A 22,438-nucleotide genomic window follows, 5' to 3' on the forward strand; every position below is an offset into this window, starting at 1 on the left:
GGCGACCACATTCCGCCCACCGCCCGACATCACCGCCCGCCGGACGCCACCGACCGCCGCCCGGGCGTCGACCGGTTCAGCCCGCCCGGGCGTCGACCGGTTCAGCCCGCCCGGGCGTCGAGGAAGGGCCGTGGATCACCGGCGCCGAGATCGGTGATTCCGGCGGTGCGCAGGGCGCCGATCGCCATCGTCCGGCGCACCGCGGCAAAGGTGATCACGTGGCCGATCGTCCCGCCCAGGGTGTGGGTGGCCGGCGGCGAACAGGTGGTGTCGACGAAGGTGTCGGCCAGCGTGCCGGCGGCCAGGGTCCGCGCCACGAACGCCCGCCAGTCCCGGCCGGCCACTGCGTGGCGGGCGGCCAGGCCGGCGACCGACCGGTCGCTCTCGTCGGGCCAGTCGCCGCCGCGCAGCGCGGACAGCCAGTGCTCCTCCTGGGTGACCATCGCGTTGATCAGCAGGCGCAGGGTCGGCCCCTCGTCGATGGTCTCCACCGAGACGGTCACGGGCCGGTCGAGCGCCTCGTCGTCGAGGGTGGCGGCCCGGTCGATGATGGCGGTCAGGGTGTCGACGTGGTGGTCGACGAGATGTTGCAGCACGTTCATCGCGGTCTCCTCGCGGGATGCCGGCAGCCGCAGGCCACCGGGCGGCTGGAAGTGGACGCCGCTGGGGCAGGGCAGCTCCAGCTCGTGGAAGGTGAGCGGCCTGCGACGCCGGACGTCCGTCGGCGGCACGCCGTAGGCGCGCAGGAAGGCGCGGGTGAACGCCTCGTGCGAGCCGTAGCCGGCCTCGACGGCGACGTCGAGGACCGTGAGGTCGGTGCTGGTGAGCCGGTACGCGGCGCGCTCCAGCAGCAGCCGACGGCGCAAGGCGCCCGGTGGCTCGCCGGTGGCCGCGGCGACCAACCGGTCGAAGTGGAACCGGGACAGGTGCGCCCGCGCCGCCAGGTCGACCGGGCTGGCAGTGGGATCGTCCAGCCCGGCCTGCACCCAGTGCAGGATGCTGGTCAGGCCGTCCGTCGTCGTCATGGGAACAGCCTGCACCCGGGGACGTCGGCGGCGCTTGACCGCCGTTGCGGACCTGCCGGTGACCGGCCCGGGTCCCGGGCCGGCGGAGCTCAGTCGAGCAGGGCGTCCAGGCCGATGGTCAGGCCGGGCCGGGTGCGCACCGCGCGCACCGCCAGCAGCACGCCGGGCATGAACGAGGCCCGGTCGTACGAGTCGTGCCGGATGGTCAGCGTCTCCCCGACGGTGCCGAAGAGCACCTCCTGGTGGGCGACCAGGCCGGTGGCCCGAACGGCGTGCACGCGTACCCCGTCGATGTCGGCGCCACGGGCGCCGGCGACCTCGTCCTTGGTGGCGTCCGGCACCGGGCCGAGACCGGCCTCGGCGCGCGCCCGGGCGATCAGCCGCGCGGTGTGCGTGGCGGTGCCGCTGGGGGCGTCCAGCTTGCGCGGGTGGTGCTGCTCGACGATCTCCACAGATTCGAAGTGCCGGGCGGCCCGGGCGGCGAACTGCATCATCAGCACCGCGCCGATGCCGAAGTTCGGGGCGATCACCACGCCGACGCCCGGCTTGCGCTCCAGCCAGCCGCGCACCCGGTCGAGCCGCTGCTCGGTGAAGCCGGTGGTGCCGACCACCGCGTTGATGCCCTGGTCGATGCACCAGTGCAGGTTGTCCATGACGACGTCCGGCGTAGTGAAGTCGACGACCACCTCGGCGCCCGCGTCGGAGGCGTTGAACAGCCAGTCGCCCTGGTCGACCATGGCCACCAGGTCCATGTCGGGGGCGGCGTCGACCGCCTTGCACACCTCGGCGCCCATCCGGCCCCGGGCACCCAGCACGCCGACCCGGATCGGCTCGTCCGGGCCCTTCTCCTGCTCGTCAGTCACGGGGCACAACCTATCCCAATCGGGACGCCGTCACCCCGGCGGACCACCCACCGTCCCCAGTTGCGGGGCAGCGGTCAGACGGAGAAGTCGCTCTCGCCGAACGGGCCGACCACGGCCAGGGACATCGGACGGCTGAGCAGTTCGGCGGCGAGGGTGTTGACGTCCGCCACGGTGACCGCGTCCACCCGGGCCAGCAGCTCGTCGACGGGCATCAGGTCGCCGTAGAGCAGCTCCCCCTTGGCCAGCCGGCTCATCCGGGAGCCGGTGTCCTCCAGGCCCAGCACGAACGAGCCCTTGCTCATCCCCTTGCCCCGGGCCACCTCGGCCTCGGTGAGCCCCTCGGCGGCCACCCGGGTCAGCTCGGCGCGGGTCAGCGCCAGCACCTCGTCCACCTTGCCCGGCGCACAGCCGGCGTAGACGGCGAAGAGGCCGCTGTCGGCGTACTGGCTGGCGTAGGAGTAGACCGAGTAGGCCAGGCCCCGCCGCTCGCGGATCTCCTGGAACAGCCGGCTGGACATGCCGCCGCCGAGGACGTTGTTGAGCACCCCGAGGGCGAAGCGCCGCTCGTCGGTGCGGTCGATGCCGCGGCAGCCGAGGATGACGTGCGCCTGCTCGGTCTCCTTCGGCTCGACCAGGACGGCCGCCGGCTTGGTGCGTACCTCCGGGGTGGCCGACCGGTGCGTGCCCGGCGCGGCCGGGTCGGTGTCCAGCGGGGTGCCGCGCAGCGCCTGGCGGACCAGCTTGACCACGGCGGCGTGGTCGAGGTTGCCGGCGGCGGCGATGACGATCTGCGGCGGGGTGTAGCGGCCGCGGTAGAAGCTCTGGATCTGCCGCCGGGTCATCGGGGTGACCGTCTCCTCGGTGCCGGAGATCAGCCGGCCCAGGGGGTGGTCGCCGTAGACGGCGCGGGCGAAGAGGTCGTGCACCTCGTCACCGGGCTCGTCGTCGTGCATCGCGATCTCTTCGAGGATGACGCCGCGCTCGGTCTCCACGTCGGCCGGTTCGAGCACCGAGTCGGCGACCGCGTCGCACATGACGTCGATGGCCAGCGGCAGATCCTCGTCCAGCACGCGGGCGTAGTAGCAGGTGTATTCCTTGGTGGTGAAGGCGTTGGTCTCGCCGCCCACCGCCTCGATCTCGGAGGAGATCTCCAGCGCGCCGCGCTTGTGGGTGCCCTTGAAGAGCAGGTGCTCCAGGAAGTGCGCGGCGCCGGCCTGCGGGCCGGTCTCGTCCCGCGAGCCGACCGCCACCCAGATGCCGAAGGAGACGCTGCGCATCGCCGGAATCGCCTCGGTGAGCACCCGCAGGCCGCTGGGCAGCACGGTACGCCGGACGGTGCCGCCCAGCGGGTCGTCACTCAGGGTGCGGGTGACCGCCCGGGCCGCGCCGCCGGCGGACCGGGCGGACCCGGTGGCGTGCCGGACGGCGTCGGACGACGCCACCCCCCGTCGACGCGCAGGGAAAGACGAACGCTGGGCCCGACTCACGGAAACCTGCTCTCACATCTACGAGGGGTGGGGTGGGACGAACCGGCCGGGTGACGACGAGGTCGTCACCCGGCCGGGTGCTGCTCAGCTGTGTCGGGTCCGGCGGCGCGGACGCTCGCCGCCCTCGCCACCCTCGCCGCCGCCCGGGGCGCGGTCGCCGCCGCCCGGGCCACGACCGCCCCGGTCGCCGCCGCGCTCGCGGTCACCACGGTCACGCGGACCGCGGTCGCCGCCCCGACGCTCGCCGCCCTCGGCGGCGGCCTCACCGGCGGCCGGCGCCTCGGCGCCCTCCGGCCGGACCTTGTCCAGGTAGATCTTGCCGCGGGCGTCGATGTCGGCGATCTCGACCTCGACCCGGTCGCCGACGTTGAGGAAGTCCTCAACGCGCTCGACCCGCTTGCCGTCGCCCACCTTGGAGATGTGCAGCAGCCCGTCGCGGCCCGGCAGGAGCGAGATGAACGCGCCGAACGCGGCGGTCTTGACCACCGTGCCGAGGAACCGCTCGCCCTGCTTCGGCAGCGTCGGGTTGGCGATGCCGTTGATCCGGTCCACCGCCGCCTGGGCCGAGGGGCCGTTGGTGGCGCCGACGTAGATCGTGCCGTCGTCCTCGATGGAGATCTCGGCGCCGGTCTCGTCCTGGATGGCGTTGATGGTCTGGCCCTTCGGGCCGATCACCATGCCGATCTTGTCCACCGGGATCTTGACGGTGGTGACCCGCGGCGCGTACTCCGACATCTCCGCCGGCGACTCGATCGCCTGCTTCATGACGCCGAGGATGGTCTGCCGGGCCTCGTTCGCCTGCTGGAGCGCGGCGGCGAGCACGTCCGACGGGATGCCGTTCAGCTTGGTGTCGAGCTGCAGCGCGGTGACGAACTCCGGCGTGCCGGCGACCTTGAAGTCCATGTCACCGAACGCGTCCTCGGCACCGAGGATGTCGGTCAGCGTCACGTACTGGGTCTTGCCGTCCACCTCGTCGGAGATGAGCCCCATCGCGATGCCGGCCACCGGCGCCTTGAGCGGCACACCGGCGGAGAGCAGCGCCAGGGTCGAGGCGCAGACCGAACCCATCGAGGTCGAGCCGTTCGAGCCGAGCGCCTCGGAGACCTGACGGATCGCGTACGGGAACTCCTCGCGCGACGGCAGCACCGGGATCAGGGCCCGCTCGGCGAGCGCGCCGTGGCCGATCTCGCGCCGCTTCGGCGAGCCCACCCGGCCGGTCTCACCGGTCGAGTACGGCGGGAAGTTGTAGTTGTGCATGTAGCGCTTGCGGTTCTCCGGGGAGAGGGTGTCCACCATCTGCTCCATGCGCAGCATGTTCAGCGTGGTGACGCCGAGGATCTGGGTCTCGCCCCGCTCGAACAGCGCCGAGCCGTGCACCCGCGGCAGCACGCCGACCTCGGCGGTCAGCGGACGGATGTCCCGCGGGCCGCGGCCGTCGATCCGGACCTGCTCGCGCAGCACCCGGGTGCGGACCTCGGACTTGGTCAGCGACCGGAAGGCGGCGCTGAGCTCCTTCTCGCGGCCCTCGAACCGGCCGCCGAGCTCCTCGGCGACCTTGGCCTTGATCCGGTCCAGGGCCTCCTCGCGGTCCGCCTTGCCGGCGATCTGCAGGGCCTCGGCCACCTCGGCGCGGGCCAGGTCGGCCACCGCCTGGTAGACGTCGTCCTGGTAGTCGAGGAAGACCGGGAACTCGGTGACCGGCTTCGCGGCCACCTCGGCCAGCTCGCTCTGCGCGCGGCACAGCTCACGGATCGCCGGCTTCGCGGCCTCCAGGCCGCTGGCCACGATCTCCTCGGTCGGCGCGGTGGCGCCGCCCGCGATCAGGGCGACCGCGTTCGGCGTGGCCTCGGCCTCGACCATCATGATCGCGACGTCGCCGTCCGGCAGGGTGCGGCCGGCCACGACCATGTCGAAGGTGGCCCGGGCCAGCTCCTCCAGGGTCGGGAAGGCGACCCACTGGCCGTCGACGTGCGCGACCCGGGTGGCCCCGATCGGGCCGGAGAACGGCAGGCCGGAGAGCTTGGTCGACATCGAGGCGGCGTTGATCGCCACGACGTCGTACGGGTGCTGCGGGTCGAGCGCGAGGACGGTCTCGACGACCTGGACCTCGTTGCGCAGGCCCTTGACGAACGACGGGCGCAGCGGCCGGTCGATCAGCCGGCAGGTGAGGATGGCGTCCTCGCTGGGACGACCCTCGCGGCGGAAGAACGAGCCGGGGATCCGGCCCGCGGCGTACATCCGCTCCTCGACGTCGACGGTCAGCGGGAAGAAGTCGAACTGCTCCTTCGGCTGCTTGCCGGCGGTGGTGGCGGAGAGGACCACCGTCTCGCCCAGCTGGGCGATGACGGAACCGGCGGCCTGGCGGGCCAGCCGGCCGGTCGAGAAGGTGATCTCACGGGTACCGAAGGACCCGTTGTCGATCACAGCGGTACGGGATTCGGTGCCGAGGTTGGTCTCGGTCATGTGCGGTGGTGCTCCTTCGCGTCGTGGGCCCACGACACCGGAGCTGCTCAGACGGCCGGTCTTCGATCGAAGCGCCCGGGTGACCGGCACGAGGCCGGGATTCCCGGGGGCCACTACCGGAGACCGGTACGCTGACCGGCTCCCTCTCGGGTGGTCGCGCGGCCCTGTTTTTCTGTGGTACCGAAGCGGGGGAGCGGCCGGTCGGCCACTCCCCCGTCACGTCATCGGCGCAGGCCGAGCCGCTCGATGAGCGACCGGTAGCGGTTGATGTCCTTCTTCTGGACGTAGTTGAGCAGCCGGCGGCGACGGCCGACCAGCAGCAGCAGCCCACGGCGGCTGTGGTGGTCGTGCTTGTGCACCTTCAGGTGCTCGGTGAGCTCCGCGATCCGCTTGGTGAGGACCGCGACCTGGACCTCCGGCGAACCGGTGTCGCCCTCGGCGGTCGCGTACTCCGTGCGGATCTTGGCCTTGGCTTCCTGGTCGAGCGCCATGTTCTCCCTGTTTCGATGGGTTGATCACTGGTGTCCGTCGGACCGGTCAGGAGACCGGAACGGACCGGCACCTCGCACCCGCGGCGTCGTGCAGGCACGCGAGGCCCCACGTCGGTCAGCCGACGTCTCCGCCAGACTACCAGCCCACACCGGTACGCCCGGTCAAGGGCGGCGATACGGCCCGTGCCGCGCTCAGCCGACCGCGCGCCGGGTCCGCTCCACGTCCTCGGCGATCTGCGCCACCAGCGGCTCGATCGCGTCGTAGCGACGCTGCTCCCGCAGGTGCGCGACGAAGTCCAGGGCCAGCCGCTCGCCGTACAGGTCGCCGGTGAAGTCCAGCGCGTACGCCTCCACCCGGCGCTCCCGCCCGGAGAAGGTGGGGTTGGTGCCGATCGACACCGCGGCGGCCAGCGGCGCCGGGTGGCCCCGCCGGACCAGCCGGGCCGCGTACACCCCGTCGGCCGGGACCGCCGCGTACCGGTGGCAGAGCAGGTTGGCGGTGGGGTAACCCAGCTCACGGCCGCGCTGGTCGCCCCGGACCACCACACCCTCGACCCGGTGCGGGCGGCCCAGCGCGCCGGCCGCGGCACCCACGTCCCCGGCGTCGACGCAGGACCGGATGTACGTGGAGGAGAAGACCGTGCCGGCCTCGGCGACCAGCGGCGCGCCCTCCACCCCGAAGCCGAAGGTGCGGCCGAGCCGCTCCAGCAGGGCCACGTCCCCGGCCGCCCGGTGCCCGAAGCGGAAGTTGTCCCCCACCACGACCAGGGTGGCGTGCAGGTGCTCGACCAGGATGTCGTGCACGAACGCCTCGGCGGGCAGCCGGGAGAACTCCGGGGTGAACGGCACCACGCAGAGCACGTCCACACCGAGCGCCTCGATCAGCTCGGCCTTGCGGGCCGGCTCGGTGAGCACGGCCGGGTGCGAACCGGGGCGGACCACCTCGGCCGGGTGCGGGTCGAAGGTGACCACCACCGACTTCACGCCCAGCTCCCGGGCCCGGGACACGGCGTGCCCGATGGTCGCCTGATGCCCCTTGTGCACGCCGTCGAAGACGCCGATGGTGACGACCGACCGCCCCCAGCCACCGGGCGCCGCGTCGTACCCCCGCCACCGCTGCATGCCGCTCCTCCCCTGCTCTCCCGCGTCGCCCGCGGGCTCCTCCACCCGGCCGCGCGGCCGGCGGAACCCCGCCCCGCCGTCAGGCCGGGGCGAGCACGATCTCCGCGCGGGCCCGGCCGTCCCGCTCGCTGACGATAGCGATCACGCCGCCGGCCGGACCGAAGACGGCGTACGGCCCGGCGATGCCGGCCGGGTCGAGCGGGCCGCCGTGGGAGAGCACCTTCGCCTCGTCGGCGGTGGCGTCCCGGCGCGGGAAGTACCGGTCGGCGGCCGCGTCGAGCGGCAGGTTGACCACCTCGGGCGCGCGCTGTTCCAGCTCGTCGAGGGTGGCCGCCTCACCGAGGGTGAAGTTGCCCACCGCGGTCCGCCGCAGCGCGGTCAGGTGCCCGCCCACCCCGAGCGCCAGGCCCGCGTCCCGCGCCAGCGCCCGGATGTACGTCCCGGACGAGCAGGTCACGTCGACGTCGACGTCGACCACGTCGGGCTGGTCCCGCCGGATCGCCAGCACGTCGAGGCGGGAGACGGTGACCCGCCGGGCGGGAAGCTCGACGCTCTCCCCCTCGCGGACCCGCTTGTACGCCCGCTCACCGTTGACCTTGATGGCGCTGACCGCGCTCGGCACCTGGTCGATCTCGCCGGTCAGCGCGGCGAACGCCCGGTGGATCGACTCGTCGGTGACCGTGCCGGCCGGGGTGGTGGCGATCACGTCGCCCTCGGCGTCGTCGGTGACGGTGGCCTGCCCGAGCCGGACGGTGCCGGTGTAGCTCTTGCCGGCGCCGATCACGTAGGTCAGCAACCGGGTGGCCCGGCCGACGCCGATGACCAGCACACCGGTCGCCATCGGGTCGAGGGTGCCGCCGTGGCCGACCCGGCGGGTCTTCGCCAGCCGGCGGATCCGCGCCACCACGTCGTGCGACGTCATGCCGCCGGGCTTGTCCACCACGATCAGACCGTCAGTGCTCACGTGCGCCAAGCCTGCCAGACCCGGTGTTCGTCCGTGACAGGGCTCCCGCTCGGGACGATCGGGTGCGAAGATCACGCCGACCGCCGTCGTCACCCGAGCCTCCGGAGTCCCCGATGACCACCCCGCCGTCCCCCGAACACCGCGCCCGGGTCGACCTGCCCGACTGGATGCGGAACCCCGAGCCGCCCCGGCGGACGCTCGGGCGCCGGCTGTCGGAGCTGGTGGACGCCGCGCCGGCGCTGCGGGACGCGCGGCGTGCGGTGTGGCGGTGGCGGGACCACACCCGGTTCAGCGAGAAGCACCCGGTCGTCTCCGCGATCGTGTCGTTCATCGTGGTCGCCGTGGTGGCCACGCTGCTGGTCGGCGGCGCCCTGTACCTGTTCGGCCGAATGCTGGCCGGGGATCTCTGACCCCGCGGGGGCGCGGACGACGGCGGTCACCCGGAACGGGACAGCGCACGAACGTACCGGGTGCGAGGATCATGCGCCCCCCATTCCGCCCGGCTCCGGGACCGCACAGTGACTGACGAACAGCCGCCCACCACACCGGAACCGTCCGCGGTGGCCACCGGCGAGCCGGTGCGCCTGCCGTCCTGGATGCGGGAGCTCGACACCCCCCAGGAGCTGACCCCCGCCGAACGGCGCCGGCTCAACTGGGCGCGGCACCGCGGAAAGGTGCTCGTCGGCCTCGTCGCGGTGATGGCCCTGGCGCTGGTCGTGCTGCTGGGTTTGGGCGGCCACGCCCTCGTGGAGAGTGTCCGCACCGCCACGCCACCGTCGCCCTCGCCGGTGCCCACCAGCACGATCGGCGAGCCGCAGGATCACTTCGCGGACACCCCCGCCGCCGACTTCCCCGTCGGCGCGAAGGGCATCGTGCTGCCACCGGCCCGGGCCACGGGCCCGTTCACTGCCGGGCAGGTGCGCAGCACCTTGGAAGGGGTCCGGCGGGCGCTGATCGAAGCCCGGCTGGAAACCGCGATGCTGGTCGGCGACAACGAACCGTTCCTGGCCCTGCTGGCGAAGGACGCCCGCGCGGGCCTACTGCCGCAGTTCGCCGACAGCACCTTCTTGAGCTACGCGACCCGAATGGACTCCCGAACCGACTGGGAACGCGAGGTCCGGGTCTCCGGCACGATCACCTACCGCGCCACCGAGGACGCGGACGGGGTCCGCACCCTCGAGGTGACCACGCGCTTCGCCTGGGTATACGCCTTCGACATCTACCTCGGCAAGGCCGTGCCGCCGGGAGCCCACCTGGTGGTCATCCGCGACACGCAGGTCTGGGCCCTGCCCCATCCCGACGACGTTCGGGCGTCCGCGCGTGGCCTGTGGCTGGACTCCGCCGAGGCCAGTTCCTGGAACGCCGACTGCTCGAAGATCAAGGACGGCTTCATCGACCTGAAACGCTGGTTCCCGGGTAATGGCCGGCGGGGTTCGGACACGTCACCAGGGCTGGAGGAGATCTTCGACCCGGAACGGCCCAGCCGCGCCACCGAGTCCTGCTGAGCTCCGCCGGGCCGGCGCGGGTCGGATCGTCCCCGCCCCGGACGGTCAACGGACCGCGCCGACCACCGCCCACCCGCCGGAGCGCAGCCGCAGCAGCAGGGCGACCAGCCGGATCACGATGAACAGGGTGAGCCCGGCCCAGATCCCGCCGAGCCCGAGGCCCAGCCCGTACGCCAGCCAGACCGCCGGCAGGAAGCCGCCGAGCGCCGCGACGATGGTGAGGTTGCGCAGGTAGCGCACGTCGCCGGCGCCGATCAGCACCCCGTCGAGGGCGAACACCACCCCGGCCAGCGGCTGCATCGCCACGAACCAGGGCCAGGCGATCATCGCCTGGTCGCGTACCTGCGGGTCGGAGCTGAACCAGGACGGCACCACGCCCGCACCGGCCGCGATCAGCACCGCGAAGCCCACCCCGCAGACGCCGCCGAGCAGCGCGAACCGGCGGGCCAGGGCGCGGGCGCCGGCGTCGTCGCCCGCGCCGAGCGCCGCGCCGATGAGCGCCTGCGCGGCGATGGCCAGGGCGTCGAGCACCAGGGCGGTGAAGAACCACAGTTGCAGGGCGATCTGGTGGGCGCCGACGGCGGCGGCGCCGAAGCGGGCGGCGACCGCGGTGGCGGAGAGGAAGCTGGCCTGGAAGGCGACGCCGCGCACCAGCAGGTCCCGGCTGAGTACGAGTTGCTGGCGGATCAGCCGCGGCCGGGGTCGCAGGGAGACCCGTTCGCGCACCAGCGCGGCGGCGAAGAGCCCGCCGGAGAGGGTCTGCGCGACCGCGTTGGCGACCGCCGAGCCGACCAGGCCGAGCCCGGCGGGGTAGACCAGCAGCGGGCAGAGCAGCGCGGAGAGCAGGTTGGGCGCGAGCACGAAGACCAGCGGCCGGCGGGTGTCCTGGATGCCGCGCAGCCAGCCGTTGCCGGCGGCGGCCAGCAGCAGACCGGGAGCGCCGAGGGCCGCGATCCGCAGCCACTGCGCGGCGGCGCCGGCCACGTCGTCGCCACCACCGGCGAGGGTACGCGCCAACACCCCGCCACCGAGTTGCATGCCGACCGCCACCAGCACCCCGGCGCCGAGGGCGAGCCAGGATGCCTGGACGCCCTCGGCCACTGCGGCGGCCCGGTCGCCGGAGCCGAAGCGCCGGGCGGCCCGCCCGGTGATCCCGTACGCGAGGACGGTGCCGAGCCAGGCGGTCAGGGTCATCACGGTGCCGCCGACGGCCAGCGCGGCGAGCGGCACCCGGCCGAGGTGCCCGACCACGGCGGTGTCGACCAGCACGTAGAGCGGTTCGGCGGCGAGCACCACGAGGGCGGGCAGGGCGAGGGCGGCGATCCGGCGCGGTGGCGCGATCGCGGTGGTTTCGGCGGTGGCGGGCTGGCTCATCGCCGCCGATCCTGGCACGGTGCCGGTAAGGATCGCAATACCCTTGGGCGCTTACCTTGGGCGCTTACCTTGGGGGCAGCGCGACGGCACCGCCCGGTCGTACCCTGGGCCGGTGACCCTCCTCCTGCCCGACGGCGAGTTCAAGGCCTACCTCTTCGACTGCGACGGCACCATCGCCGACTCGATGCCCCTGCACCACGTCGCCTGGCAGCAGGCCCTCGGCGAGTGGGGCTGCGAGCTGCCCGAGGAACTCTTCTACGCCTGGGGCGGCCGGCCCCCCGCCGAGATCATCGCCACCCTCAACGAGCGGCACGGGCTGACCATGCCGGTAGCGACGGTCGACCACCGCCGGGAGGAGCTGTTCCAGGAGTTCCTGCCGCAGGTCACCGCCGTGCCGGAGGTACTGGCGCACATTGAGGACGCCCACGGCCGACTGCCCTTCGCGGTGGTCTCCGGCGGCGCCCGGGCGTCGGTCACCGCCTGCCTGACCGCCCTCGGCCTGCTCGACCGGTTCGACGTGCTGGTCTGCGCGGAGGACTACGCGCGCGCCAAGCCACACCCGGAGGCGTTCCTGCTCGCGGCCCGGCTCCTCGACGTGCCGGCGCGGTCCTGCCTGGTCTTCGAGGACGCCGACCTCGGCATCCAGGCCGCCACCGCCGCCGGCATGGCCTCGGTACGCGTCCCGTCGCCACGGCAACGGCGGACCACCGGCAACCGGTCGGCATAGCGGACCACCGGCAACCGGTCGGCATGGGGGCGGCTGCGCGGTGCGCGGTGCGCGGCTGGGGCGGCGGTCAGCGCGCCGACAGCGTGCGCGGCCACCGGTGCACCTCTGCGCGGCTGCGCAGCCGGACCAGCGGCAGGTGTGGCGCGTGCGCGGCGCGGGCCGCGAGGACCCGGGGGCGGGAGTCCCGGGGATAGCGCCGCAGGTACCGCAGGAAGTCCAGGTCGAGGCGCTCGGGGCAGCCGTCGGGGAGGTCGTCGCGGCCGGCGGCGCGTGGGTCCCACCGGCGCCGCAGCACCCGGGCGAGGCAGAGCGGCCAGGGCAGGTCCACCAGCACCAGCAGGTCGGCCCGGGGCAGCCGCAGGTCGAGGGTGGCGCCGTAGTTGCCGTCCATCACCCAGCTCGGGCGGGCGGCGAGCGCGGCCACCTCGGCCCGGAAGTCCGCCTCGGCAGGGGCCGCCCAGCCCGGCCGCCAGTAGTGCCGGTCGAGGTGGATCAGCGGGAGGTCGAGCCGGCGGGCGACGGCGCGGGCCAGCGTGCTCTTACCGGCGCCGGAGCTACCGACGATCAGGATCCTGCGCACCGGGCGACGGTACCGGGCACGCCCGCCTGCCTGGGCGCTCGGACATCCGCCGGAAGGCGAAGTCCCCGAGAGCGACATGACGCTGCGTCATATTCATGACGCTGCGTCATACGGCTCCTCCGACCTTCCGGAGCCCGTGCCCGACACGCCAGCGGTCGGCGGCGGCACTTGGGCACCCGGCGGGAGGCCGGTCCGCTCGGCGGTGCGATTCGTCGGGCGGTGACCCCTGGCCGGTGCGGCGACGGCCGGAGGACGGGGCGCCGATCCGGTGACGTCGTCCCGTCAGGCGGTGACGTCGTCGTGCGATCCGAGGGGCGGTGACGTCGTCGACGTCGTCGACGCGGACGACGGCGGCGTCACCGCCGGTCGGCCAGCGTCACTGACGGGTGTCCATCGAGGTCTGCAGGGCGCGCCGCATCTGCTCGCGCGCCTCGTCGGTGCTCTCGGTCTTGGGCTTGGTCGCCATCTTCGGTCCCTTCCAGGGTGCGAGCCACCGTCAGCGGTGGCCCTACGGGCGGTCCTGCTGTGCGCCCGGCGTGCGGTCCGGGATTACCGGAGCGGCTCGCCTGGCAGCGTGAGCCCGGGTCGGTCTGACCCTGGAGGGAGGCGGCACCGGGTGTGGCACCACCGCCCACGACCTGCGTCGCGTCGCGTCGCGGGCCGATTCCCAAGTTAACGTTCACTTTCCACATGCTGCCCACTGTTCCCGAAATATGGGCGAACGAGCGTTCAGCGGGCCAGGAAGTGCCAGCCCAGCCACCACCAGAAGCCGAACAGCCCGATCCGCCCCACCGGCACCGGGCCGACCTCGTAGCGCATGACGTAGGCGCAGACGTCGCCGAGCGACGGGACCCGGGAGCCGGGACGGCGGGACGCCCACTCGACCACCGCGAAGAGCGCCAGCGCGGTGAGGAAGCCGCCGACGGCGAGGACCCGCATCATCGGCGTACCAACCCCCAGAACGCGGTCAGCCAGCCCAACCAGGCCGCCGAGCGGACCAGCTCGTCCTCCAGCATCGGATCGACCAGCCGGGAGAAGGTCGGGAACTCGTCACCCGCCGAGAGCACGAACGTGGCGCCCTCGAGGACGCCGAAGACCGCCACCGGGAGCACCCACCAGATCGCGCCGGGGCTCAACCGACGTGGCGGCGGTCGCCGGGGTACCCGGTTGCCGGAGCCGAGCCAGATCAGCGCCCCGCCGGTGCCCAGCGTCCAGAGGTTCGCCTGCGCCGAGAACGACGGCAACTGCCCGCCGACCAGGGAGAGGCAGGCCAGCACCGGCACGGTGACGATCGGCCGGTCCCACGCCCGCGGGGCCTCGACGACGAGCTCGTGCGGCTGCTCCATCCTCCGATTCTGCCCGCGCCCACCCGGGCGCGGGAAGACCCACACCCGCCGGGCCCGGCTCAGCCCCGGATCAGCGCGCCGTCGAGCTCGTCCCGGATCTGCCCGGCCACGTCGTCCCGGCCGCCCCGACCGGTGAAGCCGGCGGCGAAGCGGTGCCCGCCGCCGCCCAGCGCCATCGCCACCCGGCTGACGTCGACCGCGCCCTTGCTGCGCATGGAGACCGCCCACTCGTCGGCGGCGACCTGCTTCAGCACGCAGGCGACGTCCGCCTCGGCTGTGCACCGGACCGAGTCGATCAGCGCCTCCAGCACGTACGGCCGCTGGTCGTGCCGGGCCAGGTCGTCCAGGGTCGCGTACGTCCAGACCAGGCCGTGTCCGGCGGCGGCCGCCGGTTCCAGGGTGGCCCGGCCCAGCACCTCGCCGAAGAGCCGGACCGCGCCGAACGGCCGGGTGTCGAAGACCCGGCGGGAGATGTCGCCCGGCCGGATGCCGGTGGCCAGCAGCCGCGCCGCGAGCTGGTGCACCGCCGGGGTGGTGACCGCGAACCGGAACGAGCCGGTGTCCGTGGTCAACGCGACGTAGAGGCAGGTGGCGATCTCCGCGTCCAGCGGCACGTCGAGCCGGGCGAGGAGCTCCTCGGCGACCACCGAGGTCGCGGCGGCCGCCGGGTCGACCAGGTGGACGCCGCCGAAACCGGTGTTCGAGGCGTGGTGGTCGAGCACCAGCACCGGCACGCCGGCGTCCAGCCGGTCGACCAGCTCACCCAGCCGCGACTCGCTGGCCGCGTCGAAGCAGACCACCAGATCCGGATCCGGGTACGCCACGGTCGCCGGCACCAGCAGGTCGAGCCCCGGCAGCCAGCCCAGGCTCTCCGGCAGCTCCGGCGGCCCCGGGAAGGTGGCGTGGAGCTGTCGCATCCCGAGCCGGCGCAGGCCGAGGCCGAAGCCGAGCATGCTGCCCAGTGCGTCGCCGTCCGGGTTGACATGGCAGATCAGCAGCACCCGGGCGTCGGCGGGCAGCCCGCGTACCGCCGCGACCGCGGCGGCCCAGTCGGCCTCGGTGGGGCCGGCCGGGGCCGACCCGTCGAGCAGCCCGCCGGTAACGCCCGGGGCGCCGGTCACCGCCGGTCCGTCGCGGGCGGGACGTCCTCGCCGGTGTCGGCGTCGTCCTCGGTGTCCTCGTCCTCGTCCAGCTTGTACGGCTGGGCCTCGCCCGCGTACTTGGCCTGGGCGGCCAGCCGCTGCACCTCCGCATCGGCGTGCCGGGCCTGAGCGAGCAGGTCGTCGATCTGCTTGACCTGGTCCTGGACGTCGTCGAGGACGAAGGTCAGCGATGGCGAGTGGCGCAGCCCGAGGGCCTTGCCGACCGTGCTGCGCAGCATGCCCTTGGCGCTCTCCAGCGCGGCGGCGGTGCTGGCTTGCGCGGTCGCGTCACCGAGCACCGTGTAGAACACCGTGGCGTCGCGCAGATCGGCCGTGATCCGGGCGTCGGTGATGGTGATCATCCCGAGCCGGGGGTCCTTGATCTGGCTCCGCACCACCGACGCAACCAGTTCACGGATGCGTTCCGCGTGCCGGCGTACCTTGGCCGGATCCGTCATCTCCCCCACCTCCAGGGCATCCTGCTCCCGGCCGGAACGGCGGGCGCGGGGCGCCGCCGGGTCCGACCGCCCAACAACTCGAACATTACCCGGGCCCCCTGGCGGGTCGCGCGTCGCTGCCGGTGGCGGTCGACACCACCCGTCGCCGGTGTCCGCCGACGCCCCTCAGTCGTCCTCGCCATGGAGCCGGCGGCGGACCGACAACAGCTCGGCCTCGGGGCGGGCGGCCACCAGGCGTTCGCAGGCATCCAGCACCTCGCGGACGTGCGCCGCCTCGGCGGCCACCACGGCCACCCCGATCTCGGCCCGACCATGCAGGTCGAGCGCTCCCACCTCGGCGGCCGACACCTCGAAGCGGCGCAGCGCCGCCACGATCGGCCGTACATATGATCTCTTGGCCTTGAGCGACCGGGAGTCGCCCGGCAGCAGCAGGTCGAAGACCGCGGTTCCGGTGAACATCACCCCGGACGTTACGGACAGCCCCGGACATGATCAAGGGGTTTACGCCGTTCGGCGTAAACCCCTTGATCAGCGTGTCACCTCAGGATCAGGCGCGCGTCTTCTCCCGCATCTCGAAGGTCTCGATGATGTCGCCGGCCTGGACGTTGTTGTAACCAGCCAGGGTCAGACCACACTCGAAGCCCTCGCGGACCTCCGTGGCATCGTCCTTGAACCGCTTGAGCGAGCTGATCGTGAGGTTGTCCGCCACGACCGTCCCGTCTCGCAGCAGCCGCGCCTTTGCGTTGCGGCGGATGATGCCCGAGCGGACGATACAACCGGAGATGTTGCCGATCTTGGACGAGCGGAACACGTCGCGGATCTCCGCGGTGCCGAGCTCGACCTCCTCGTACTCCGGCTTGAGCAGGCCCTTGAGCGCCGCCTCGATCTCCTCGATGGCCTGGTAGATGACGGTGTAGTACCGGATCTCCACGCCCTCGCGGTCGGCCATCTCGCGGACCTTGTTGGAGGCCCGCACGTTGAAGCCGATGATCGTGACCGGCTCGGACGACGCGCTCGCGAGCATGACGTTGCTCTCGGTGATCGCGCCGACGCCCCGGTCGAGGACCTTGAGCTGGACCTCCTCGGGGATGTCGAGGTTGAACAGCGCGTCCTCGAGTGCCTCCACCGAACCGGAGACATCGCCCTTGAGGATGAGGTTGAGCGACGTCTTCTCGCCCTCCTTGAGCTGCTCCATGAGCGTCTCGAGGGTGGCCCGACCGCGGGAGTTGGCGAAGGACGCCGCCCGCCGCCGTGCCTGGCGCTGCTCGGCGATCTGCCGCACCGTACGGTCGTCCGCCGCGGCGAGGAACGTGTCACCCGCGCCGGGCGGCGCGGTCAGACCCAGCACCATGACCGGACGCGCCGGACCGGCCTCGCTGAGCTGGTTGCCGTTCTCGTCGAGCATGGCCCGGACCCGTCCGTGCGCCCCACCGGCGACGATCGAGTCGCCCGCCCGCAGGGTGCCCTTCTGGACCAGCACCGTCGCCACCGCACCGCGACCCTTGTCCAGGTGCGCCTCGATGGCCACACCCTGCGCCGGCCCGTCGATCGGAGCGGTCAGCTCCAGCGACGCGTCGGCGGTCAGCAGGACGGCCTCGAGGAGCTCCTCGATACCGATGCCCGGCTTCGCGGCCACGTTGACGAACATGGTCTCGCCGCCGTACTCCTCGGCGACCAGGCCGTACTCGGTCAGCTGCTGGCGGACCTTGTCCGGGTTCGCCTCCGGCTTGTCGACCTTGTTGACCGCGACCACGATCGGCACGTCGGCCGCCTTGGCGTGGTTCAACGCCTCGATCGTCTGCGGCATGACACCGTCGTCGGCCGCGACGACCAGGATCACGATGTCCGTGACCTGGGCACCACGGGCACGCATGGCGGTGAACGCCTCGTGACCCGGGGTGTCGATGAAGGTGACCGCCCGGTCCTCGCCCTCGTGCGGGACGTGGACCTGGTAGGCGCCGATGTGCTGGGTGATGCCACCCGCCTCGCCGGCCACCACGTTCGCCTTACGGATGGCGTCGAGCAGCTTGGTCTTACCGTGGTCGACGTGACCCATGACGGTCACCACCGGCGCACGGCTGACCAGACGCTCCTCGGCCACCTCCGCGTCGAGGTCGATGTTGAACTGCGCGAGCAGCTCGCGGTCCTCGTCCTCCGGGCTGACGATCTGCACGTCGAAACCGAGGTGCTCACCCAGCAGCTGCAGGGTCTCGTCAGAGCAGGACTGGGTCGCGGTGACCATCTCGCCCAGGTTGAACATCTCCTGGACCAGCGAACCCGGGTTGGCGTTGATCTTGTCGGCGAAGTCCGACAGCGAGGCGCCACGGGAGAGCCGGACGACCTGACCCTGACCCCGGGGAGCACCCGAGCTCATGGTCGGAGCCGACAGGTTGTCGAACTCCTGTCTGCGCTGCTTCTTGGACTTGCGACCGCGCGTCGGCCGGCCACCCGGACGCCCGAAGGCACCCGCGGCGCCACCGCCACGGCCACGACCGCCGCCACCGGGACGACCACCGCCACCGGCCGGGGCACCCGGACGGAAACCGCCACCCGGAGCACCAGTGCCGCCGCCACCGGGGCCACCGCGGTAGCCACCGCCACCGCCGGCACCGCCACCGGGACCGCCGCGGAAGCCACCGCCACCGCCGGCACCGCCACCGGGACCGCCGCGGAAACCACCGCCGCCGCCACCGGGACGACCGGCGCCGCCACCGGGACCACCACGACCGCCACCGGGGCCGCCGGGGCGACCCGTGGTCGGCCGCTGGCTCGGCATGGACGCCGGGCTGGGACGCGGCGGCATGGAGGCCGGGCTCGGCCGCGGCGGCATACCCGCCGGGCTGGGCCGCGGACCGCCCGCACCGGCGGCCGGGGGCCGCTGCTGCTGGCCACCCTGGATACCGAACGGGTTGTTACCGGCGCCGCGCGCCGGCGGACGACCGCCCGGTCGGGCACCCGGACCCGGGGTCGGGCCACCGGGACGACCGGCGGCCGGGCCCGGACGGACCGGGGCGGCGTTCGGGCCGGGACGCGGAGCCGGACCGGGACGGGGACCGCCCTCGGTCGGGGGCTCCCGGCGGACGTTCTCGCGCTGCTGCTGGCGGGCGGCCTGCGCGGCCTTGACCGCGGCCTCCTGCTCAGCCTTCAGCGCGGCGGCGCGGGCCTCGGCCGCCGCCACCTCGATGTCGTGCGCGCTCGCCGGCTTGGCGACCGGAGTCGCCGGCTGCGGCGGGCCGGGGACCGGGCCCTTGGGCTTCGGTCCAGGGGTCGGCGCGGTCGGCCGCCGGGGCGGCATCGGCTTCGCCGAGACCCGGGGGGCACCCGGGGTCGGGGACGGCGTCGGGGTCGGTGCCGGGCTCGGGGCGGCCGCCGGAGGGGCGGTCGGTGCCGAGGAACCACCGGCGGACGCGACGAAAGCGCCACGCAGACGTCGGGCGACGGGCGCCTCGACGGTGCTGGACGCGGACTTCACGAACTCGCCCATTTCCTTCAGCTTGGCGAGCACTGTCTTGCTCTCGACCCCGAGCTCTTTCGCAAGCTCGTGTACGCGGGCCTTACCTGCCACTGCACTCCTCACTCCGAGGTCGTGCGGGCAGTACCCGCAGCGACCTCACTCCTGCACTTGAAGCCTGGTCATTTCAGGGACTTCATCGTGTGCTCATGTCGGTCGTCCTACCCTGCTAGCGACCCTCGCCCGGTCGGGTTGACCGGACGTAGTGGTTGGCGCGTCGACGTACTCCGCGACGGCGCCGTGGTCGGGGACCCCGGTGATGCGCAGCGCACGCCCGAAGGCGCGACGCCGAACCGCCAGCGCGAAGCAGGCCGGATCCGGGTGCATGTTCGCTCCCCGACCCGGCAGGCTGCGGGTCGGATCGGGGCGGAGGCTGTGACCAGCCTCTTCACCGACCGCGACGACCCGCAACAATTCGCTGGCCGGCGCACGTCGCCGGCAACCCACACAGGTGCGCTCCGGCAGCGCGCGTCGTACCACTGGAGAAAGTCTACCCCTAGCTGCCCGAGATCGCGCCGCCCGGCTCCGGGACGTGATCAGCTCCGCCCCGGCCGGCCGTGCTCGTCTGCTCCGCGTCCGACCGGATGTCGATTCGCCAACCGGTCAAGCGGGCAGCAAGTCGGGCGTTCTGCCCTTCCCGACCGATGGCGAGCGAGAGCTGGAAGTCCGGAACGGTCACCCTGGCCGTCCGGCTGGCCAGGTCGACCACCTCGACCCGCAGCGCCTTGGCCGGGGAGAGGGCGTTGCCGACGAAGGTCGCCGGGTCGTCCGACCAGTCGATGATGTCGATCTTCTCGCCGTGCAGCTCGCTCATCACCGCGCGAACCCGCTGGCCCATCGGGCCGATGCAGGCGCCCTTGGCGTTCACGCCCTGGGTGGTGGAACGCACCGCGATCTTCGTACGGTGACCTGCCTCACGCGCGATCGCGCCGATCTCGACCGTGCCGTCGGCGATCTCCGGCACCTCCAGCGCGAAGAGCTTCTTGACCAGCGCCGGGTGGGACCGGGACAGGGTGATCTGCGGGCCGCGCATCCCCTTGGCCACGTGCACCACGACGCAGCGGATCCGCTCGCCGTGCGCGTACCGCTCGCCGGGCACCTGCTCCGACTGCGGCAGGACGCCCTCCAGCTTGCCGAGGTCGACGCTGACGATGCCCTTCTCGACCCGCGCCTCGTGCGCCTGCACCACCCCGGTGACCAGGTCACCCTCGCGGCCGACGTACTCGCCGAAGTGCACCTCGTCGGTGGCCTCCCGCAGTCGCTGGAGGATCACCTGCTTGGCGGTCATCGCCGCGATCCGGCCGAAGTCGTGCGGGGTGTCGTCCCACTCCCGCACCACGGTGCCGTCGTCGTCCAGTTCCTGCGCGTAGACCAGGGCGGCCCCGGTCTTGCGGTCGATCTCCACCCGGGCGTGCGACTCGGCGCCGTCGGTGTGCCGGTAGGCGGTCAGCAACGCGGTCTCGATCGCCGCGAGGATCGTGTCGAACGGGATCTCCCGCTCGCGCTCGAGTGCGCGCAGCGCCGCGAGGTCGATGTTCACCTCTCCTCGTCCTCCACATCATCTTCGTCGTCGTCGGTGTCTTCGCCGGCTTCGCCGGCCTCGTCCGCGCCGTCGAACTCGTCCGCCTCGTCGATCTCGTCGAGGCGGCTGAACTCGACCTGAACCCGACCGGGGCCCAGTTCGGCGTGGGAAAGCTCTGCGCGGCCGGAATCGATCTCCAGCACCACGCGTTCGTCGTCGGCCTCGATGATCCGGCCGGTGACCTGGCGGTCGCCCGTCGGCTGCGCGTCGCGCTGCGCCGGCAGGCCGGCGCCGCCCCGGACGGTCACCTTGACCAGCCGGCCGACGTTGCGCCGCCAGTGCCGGGGCAGGGTCAGCGGCCGGTCCACGCCCGGCGAGCTGACCTCGAGCTGGTACTCGCCGGCCACGAGGTCGCCGCCGGCCTCCTCCGCCGCGTCCAGCGCCGCGGAGACCGCCCGGGAGACGTCCGCGACGGCGTCCAGGTTGATCCCGCCGTCGGCGTCGACGATCACGCGTACGACGTGCCGCCGGCCGGCCCGGGAGACGGAGAGGTCCTCCAGGTCGTAGCCCGCCTGGGTGATCACCGGTTCGATGACCTCGCGCAGCCGGTTCCGCCGCGCGGCGAGGTCGTTCCGGGGTGCGCCCGCACGGTCCCCGCCCCGCGGGCCGTCGGTACGACGGGGTCGACCCGCCGGCCCCGTCGGCCTGGTGGCACGGCCACGCTGCGTCATCTGCGCACCCTTCTCCTGGATCGGCGACGGCCCGGAAGGCCTGCACGCCGGCACGCCACCGGGGCGGACCCGCCGGTGGCTGCGCAGAGCGTAACGCGCCGCACGGGCAGCGGCCCGGGCGGCGCACCGACGCGGTGACCCACGTACCGGGGTGGATGGTGTTGACTTGTCCGGTGGCGATGGGCAGAACGACCAGGCACCCCGACGGATCGGGACGATCCAGGCGTTCGGTGCTGCGCGCGGGGGCGCTGCTGGCGGTGGGCGGCGCCGCCGTACCGCTGACCGGCTGTGATCTTTTCGACGGCGACGAGCCGGCCCCGCCACCCGACCCGCTCGAGCCGCTGGCCGGCGAGTCCGGCGAGCTGGCCGCCCGGCACCGCGCGGCGGTCGCCGCCGACCCGGGCCTGGCCGACCGGCTCACCCCGATCGCCGACGCGCACGCCGCGCACGCCGACGAGCTGCGGCGGCTGATCGGCCGGCCCGCGCCGTCGGGCTCCGCCGCGCCGGGCCCGAGCACGACCGCCGCCGACCGGGACACCCTGCTCGCCGATCTCCGCGCGGCGGAGCAGCGCGGCCGGGACAACGCCGTGCGGGCCTGCGCCACCGCTCCCGGGGAGCGGGCCGCCCTGCTCGGCTCGATCGCCGCCGCCCGGGCGACCCATCTGGAGGCGTTGAAGTGACGGCCCGCTCCGCGCCCGGCGACGCCCTCGCCGCCGCGCTCTCCGCCGAGTACGCGGCGATCTACGCCTACGGCCCGATCGGGGTACGCCTGACCGACGACGACCGGCGGGCCGCCCGCGCCGCCGAGGCCGCGCACCGGGCCCGGCGGGACGCGCTGGTGCTCCAGCTCAGCGCAAGCGGCGGCCAGGTGCCCGCCGACCGGGCCGGCTACGCGCTGCCCTTCCCGGTCACCGACCGGGCCAGCGCGCTGCGGCTGGCCGTACAGGTCGAGGAGCGGACGGCGGCGTACTGGCGGGCGGCGCTGCCGGCCACCACCGGCGCCGACCGGGCCAAGGCGCTCAATGCGCTGACCGACTGCGCCCTCCGCGCGACCCGGTGGCGGCGGACGGCCGGGGTCACCCCGATCACGGTGGCCTTCCCGGGCCGACCGAGCTGAGCGCCCGCCG

Annotated in this window: 23 protein-coding genes; 5 read left to right on the plus strand and 18 right to left on the minus strand. The window is 73.5% G+C overall.

Features of this window, described 5'->3' with window-relative positions:
• Positions 1–101: 101 nt before the first annotated feature.
• The 7 genes from V6U81_RS00275 to truB all read right to left on the minus strand — a co-directional run bounded on the left by V6U81_RS00275 (position 102) and on the right by truB (position 8,415).
• Positions 102–1,025, minus strand: coding sequence for a helix-turn-helix domain-containing protein (locus tag V6U81_RS00275; RefSeq protein WP_334482589.1), 924 nt, complete (start codon positions 1,023–1,025; stop codon positions 102–104).
• An 89-nt stretch (positions 1,026–1,114) separates the two neighbouring features.
• The gene (gene dapB, locus V6U81_RS00280; RefSeq protein WP_334482591.1) at positions 1,115–1,888 is read right to left on the minus strand and encodes a 4-hydroxy-tetrahydrodipicolinate reductase; all 774 of its coding nucleotides are present in this window, start codon (positions 1,886–1,888) and stop codon (positions 1,115–1,117) included.
• A gap of 74 nt (positions 1,889–1,962) precedes the next feature.
• The gene (locus tag V6U81_RS00285) at positions 1,963–3,330 is read right to left on the minus strand and encodes a M16 family metallopeptidase (protein ID WP_420883943.1); all 1,368 of its coding nucleotides are present in this window, start codon (positions 3,328–3,330) and stop codon (positions 1,963–1,965) included.
• 129 nt (positions 3,331–3,459) lie between these two features.
• Complete coding sequence (locus tag V6U81_RS00290) at positions 3,460–5,838, minus strand: polyribonucleotide nucleotidyltransferase (RefSeq protein WP_334482594.1); 2,379 nt, start codon at positions 5,836–5,838, stop codon at positions 3,460–3,462.
• A gap of 221 nt (positions 5,839–6,059) precedes the next feature.
• Positions 6,060–6,329 (minus strand): 30S ribosomal protein S15, encoded by a 270-nt coding sequence (gene rpsO, locus V6U81_RS00295; RefSeq protein WP_109804764.1) that lies wholly within the window; start codon positions 6,327–6,329, stop codon positions 6,060–6,062.
• Between the two features lie 192 nt (positions 6,330–6,521).
• Positions 6,522–7,451, minus strand: a complete 930-nt coding sequence (locus V6U81_RS00300) for a bifunctional riboflavin kinase/FAD synthetase (RefSeq protein WP_334482600.1) — start codon at positions 7,449–7,451, stop codon at positions 6,522–6,524.
• Between the two features lie 79 nt (positions 7,452–7,530).
• Positions 7,531–8,415 (minus strand): tRNA pseudouridine(55) synthase TruB, encoded by an 885-nt coding sequence (truB, locus tag V6U81_RS00305; protein ID WP_334482603.1) that lies wholly within the window; start codon positions 8,413–8,415, stop codon positions 7,531–7,533.
• 113 nt (positions 8,416–8,528) lie between these two features.
• Between truB and V6U81_RS00310 the strand changes: the two genes are divergently transcribed.
• Both V6U81_RS00310 and V6U81_RS00315 read left to right on the plus strand, forming a co-directional pair.
• A complete protein-coding gene (locus V6U81_RS00310) occupies positions 8,529–8,825 on the plus strand; it encodes a hypothetical protein (RefSeq protein WP_334482619.1) in 297 nt (98 codons plus the stop codon).
• Positions 8,826–8,933: 108 nt separating this feature from the next.
• Positions 8,934–9,920, plus strand: a complete 987-nt coding sequence (locus V6U81_RS00315; protein ID WP_334482620.1) for a hypothetical protein — start codon at positions 8,934–8,936, stop codon at positions 9,918–9,920.
• Positions 9,921–9,965: 45 nt separating this feature from the next.
• On the opposite strand, the gene V6U81_RS00320 is transcribed toward V6U81_RS00315, so the two are convergent.
• Positions 9,966–11,294: an MATE family efflux transporter gene (locus V6U81_RS00320; RefSeq protein ID WP_334482621.1), complete on the minus strand. Its 1,329-nt coding sequence runs from the start codon at positions 11,292–11,294 to the stop codon at positions 9,966–9,968.
• A gap of 112 nt (positions 11,295–11,406) precedes the next feature.
• On the opposite strand from V6U81_RS00320, the gene V6U81_RS00325 reads away from it, so the two are divergent.
• Positions 11,407–12,021 carry an HAD family hydrolase gene (locus V6U81_RS00325; protein ID WP_334482622.1) on the plus strand — a complete coding sequence of 205 codons (615 nt, stop codon included), beginning with the start codon at positions 11,407–11,409 and terminating at the stop codon, positions 12,019–12,021.
• A gap of 67 nt (positions 12,022–12,088) precedes the next feature.
• Here the strand turns inward: V6U81_RS00325 and V6U81_RS00330 are convergent, their stop codons facing one another.
• From V6U81_RS00330 to rimP, 10 genes are all read right to left on the minus strand, one after another.
• Positions 12,089–12,601: an AAA family ATPase gene (locus V6U81_RS00330; protein WP_334482623.1), complete on the minus strand. Its 513-nt coding sequence runs from the start codon at positions 12,599–12,601 to the stop codon at positions 12,089–12,091.
• A gap of 729 nt (positions 12,602–13,330) precedes the next feature.
• Positions 13,331–13,540, minus strand: coding sequence for a DUF6186 family protein (locus V6U81_RS00335; protein WP_334483149.1), 210 nt, complete (start codon positions 13,538–13,540; stop codon positions 13,331–13,333).
• Positions 13,540–13,947, minus strand: a complete 408-nt coding sequence (locus tag V6U81_RS00340; RefSeq protein WP_334482624.1) for a hypothetical protein — start codon at positions 13,945–13,947, stop codon at positions 13,540–13,542. Before V6U81_RS00340 ends, V6U81_RS00335 begins: the two co-directional genes overlap by 1 nt.
• 59 nt (positions 13,948–14,006) lie before the next feature.
• Positions 14,007–15,038, minus strand: coding sequence for a DHH family phosphoesterase (locus tag V6U81_RS00345; protein ID WP_334483151.1), 1,032 nt, complete (start codon positions 15,036–15,038; stop codon positions 14,007–14,009).
• Between the two features lie 26 nt (positions 15,039–15,064).
• Positions 15,065–15,547, minus strand: coding sequence for a 30S ribosome-binding factor RbfA (gene rbfA, locus V6U81_RS00350; protein ID WP_334482625.1), 483 nt, complete (start codon positions 15,545–15,547; stop codon positions 15,065–15,067).
• 165 nt (positions 15,548–15,712) lie between these two features.
• Positions 15,713–16,006 carry a DUF503 domain-containing protein gene (locus V6U81_RS00355; protein ID WP_334482627.1) on the minus strand — a complete coding sequence of 98 codons (294 nt, stop codon included), beginning with the start codon at positions 16,004–16,006 and terminating at the stop codon, positions 15,713–15,715.
• Positions 16,007–16,094: 88 nt separating this feature from the next.
• Positions 16,095–19,112 (minus strand): translation initiation factor IF-2, encoded by a 3,018-nt coding sequence (gene infB, locus V6U81_RS00360; RefSeq protein WP_334482629.1) that lies wholly within the window; start codon positions 19,110–19,112, stop codon positions 16,095–16,097.
• A gap of 93 nt (positions 19,113–19,205) precedes the next feature.
• Entirely contained in the window at positions 19,206–19,538 is a 333-nt protein-coding gene (locus V6U81_RS00365) for a YlxR family protein (RefSeq protein ID WP_334482631.1), read from the minus strand.
• A 16-nt stretch (positions 19,539–19,554) separates the two neighbouring features.
• Positions 19,555–20,598: a transcription termination factor NusA gene (nusA, locus tag V6U81_RS00370; protein ID WP_334482633.1), complete on the minus strand. Its 1,044-nt coding sequence runs from the start codon at positions 20,596–20,598 to the stop codon at positions 19,555–19,557.
• A complete protein-coding gene (gene rimP, locus V6U81_RS00375) occupies positions 20,595–21,311 on the minus strand; it encodes a ribosome maturation factor RimP (protein ID WP_334482635.1) in 717 nt (238 codons plus the stop codon). Before rimP ends, nusA begins: the two co-directional genes overlap by 4 nt.
• Positions 21,312–21,541: 230 nt before the next feature.
• Here rimP and V6U81_RS00380 point away from each other — a divergent pair, with 230 nt between their 5' ends.
• Entirely contained in the window at positions 21,542–21,991 is a 450-nt protein-coding gene (locus V6U81_RS00380) for a hypothetical protein (RefSeq protein WP_334482638.1), read from the plus strand.
• On the plus strand, positions 21,988–22,428 hold the full coding sequence (locus V6U81_RS00385) for a ferritin-like domain-containing protein (protein ID WP_334482641.1): 441 nt from the start codon (positions 21,988–21,990) through the stop codon (positions 22,426–22,428). Before V6U81_RS00380 ends, V6U81_RS00385 begins: the two co-directional genes overlap by 4 nt.
• The last annotated feature ends 10 nt before the right edge of the window (positions 22,429–22,438 follow it).

Source organism: Micromonospora lacuserhaii (genome assembly GCF_036902735.1).
Classification (GTDB): Bacteria; Actinomycetota; Actinomycetes; order Mycobacteriales; family Micromonosporaceae; genus Micromonospora.

What these genes read in the sequence shown, in the direction of transcription:
- V6U81_RS00355 (WP_334482627.1), bottom strand. Translation starts at nt 16,006, where the DNA reads ATGTTCACCGGAACCGCGGTCTTCGACCTGCTGCTGCCGGGCGACTCC.
- rpsO (WP_109804764.1), bottom strand. Translation starts at nt 6,329, where the DNA reads ATGGCGCTCGACCAGGAAGCCAAGGCCAAGATCCGCACGGAGTACGCG.
- V6U81_RS00310 (WP_334482619.1), top strand. Translation starts at nt 8,529, where the DNA reads ATGACCACCCCGCCGTCCCCCGAACACCGCGCCCGGGTCGACCTGCCC.
- V6U81_RS00320 (WP_334482621.1), bottom strand. Translation starts at nt 11,294, where the DNA reads ATGAGCCAGCCCGCCACCGCCGAAACCACCGCGATCGCGCCACCGCGC.
- rimP (WP_334482635.1), bottom strand. Translation starts at nt 21,311, where the DNA reads ATGACGCAGCGTGGCCGTGCCACCAGGCCGACGGGGCCGGCGGGTCGA.
- rbfA (WP_334482625.1), bottom strand. Translation starts at nt 15,547, where the DNA reads ATGACGGATCCGGCCAAGGTACGCCGGCACGCGGAACGCATCCGTGAA.
- V6U81_RS00300 (WP_334482600.1), bottom strand. Translation starts at nt 7,451, where the DNA reads ATGCAGCGGTGGCGGGGGTACGACGCGGCGCCCGGTGGCTGGGGGCGG.
- V6U81_RS00340 (WP_334482624.1), bottom strand. Translation starts at nt 13,947, where the DNA reads ATGGAGCAGCCGCACGAGCTCGTCGTCGAGGCCCCGCGGGCGTGGGAC.
- V6U81_RS00290 (WP_334482594.1), bottom strand. Translation starts at nt 5,838, where the DNA reads ATGACCGAGACCAACCTCGGCACCGAATCCCGTACCGCTGTGATCGAC.
- V6U81_RS00335 (WP_334483149.1), bottom strand. Translation starts at nt 13,540, where the DNA reads ATGCGGGTCCTCGCCGTCGGCGGCTTCCTCACCGCGCTGGCGCTCTTC.
- V6U81_RS00275 (WP_334482589.1), bottom strand. Translation starts at nt 1,025, where the DNA reads ATGACGACGACGGACGGCCTGACCAGCATCCTGCACTGGGTGCAGGCC.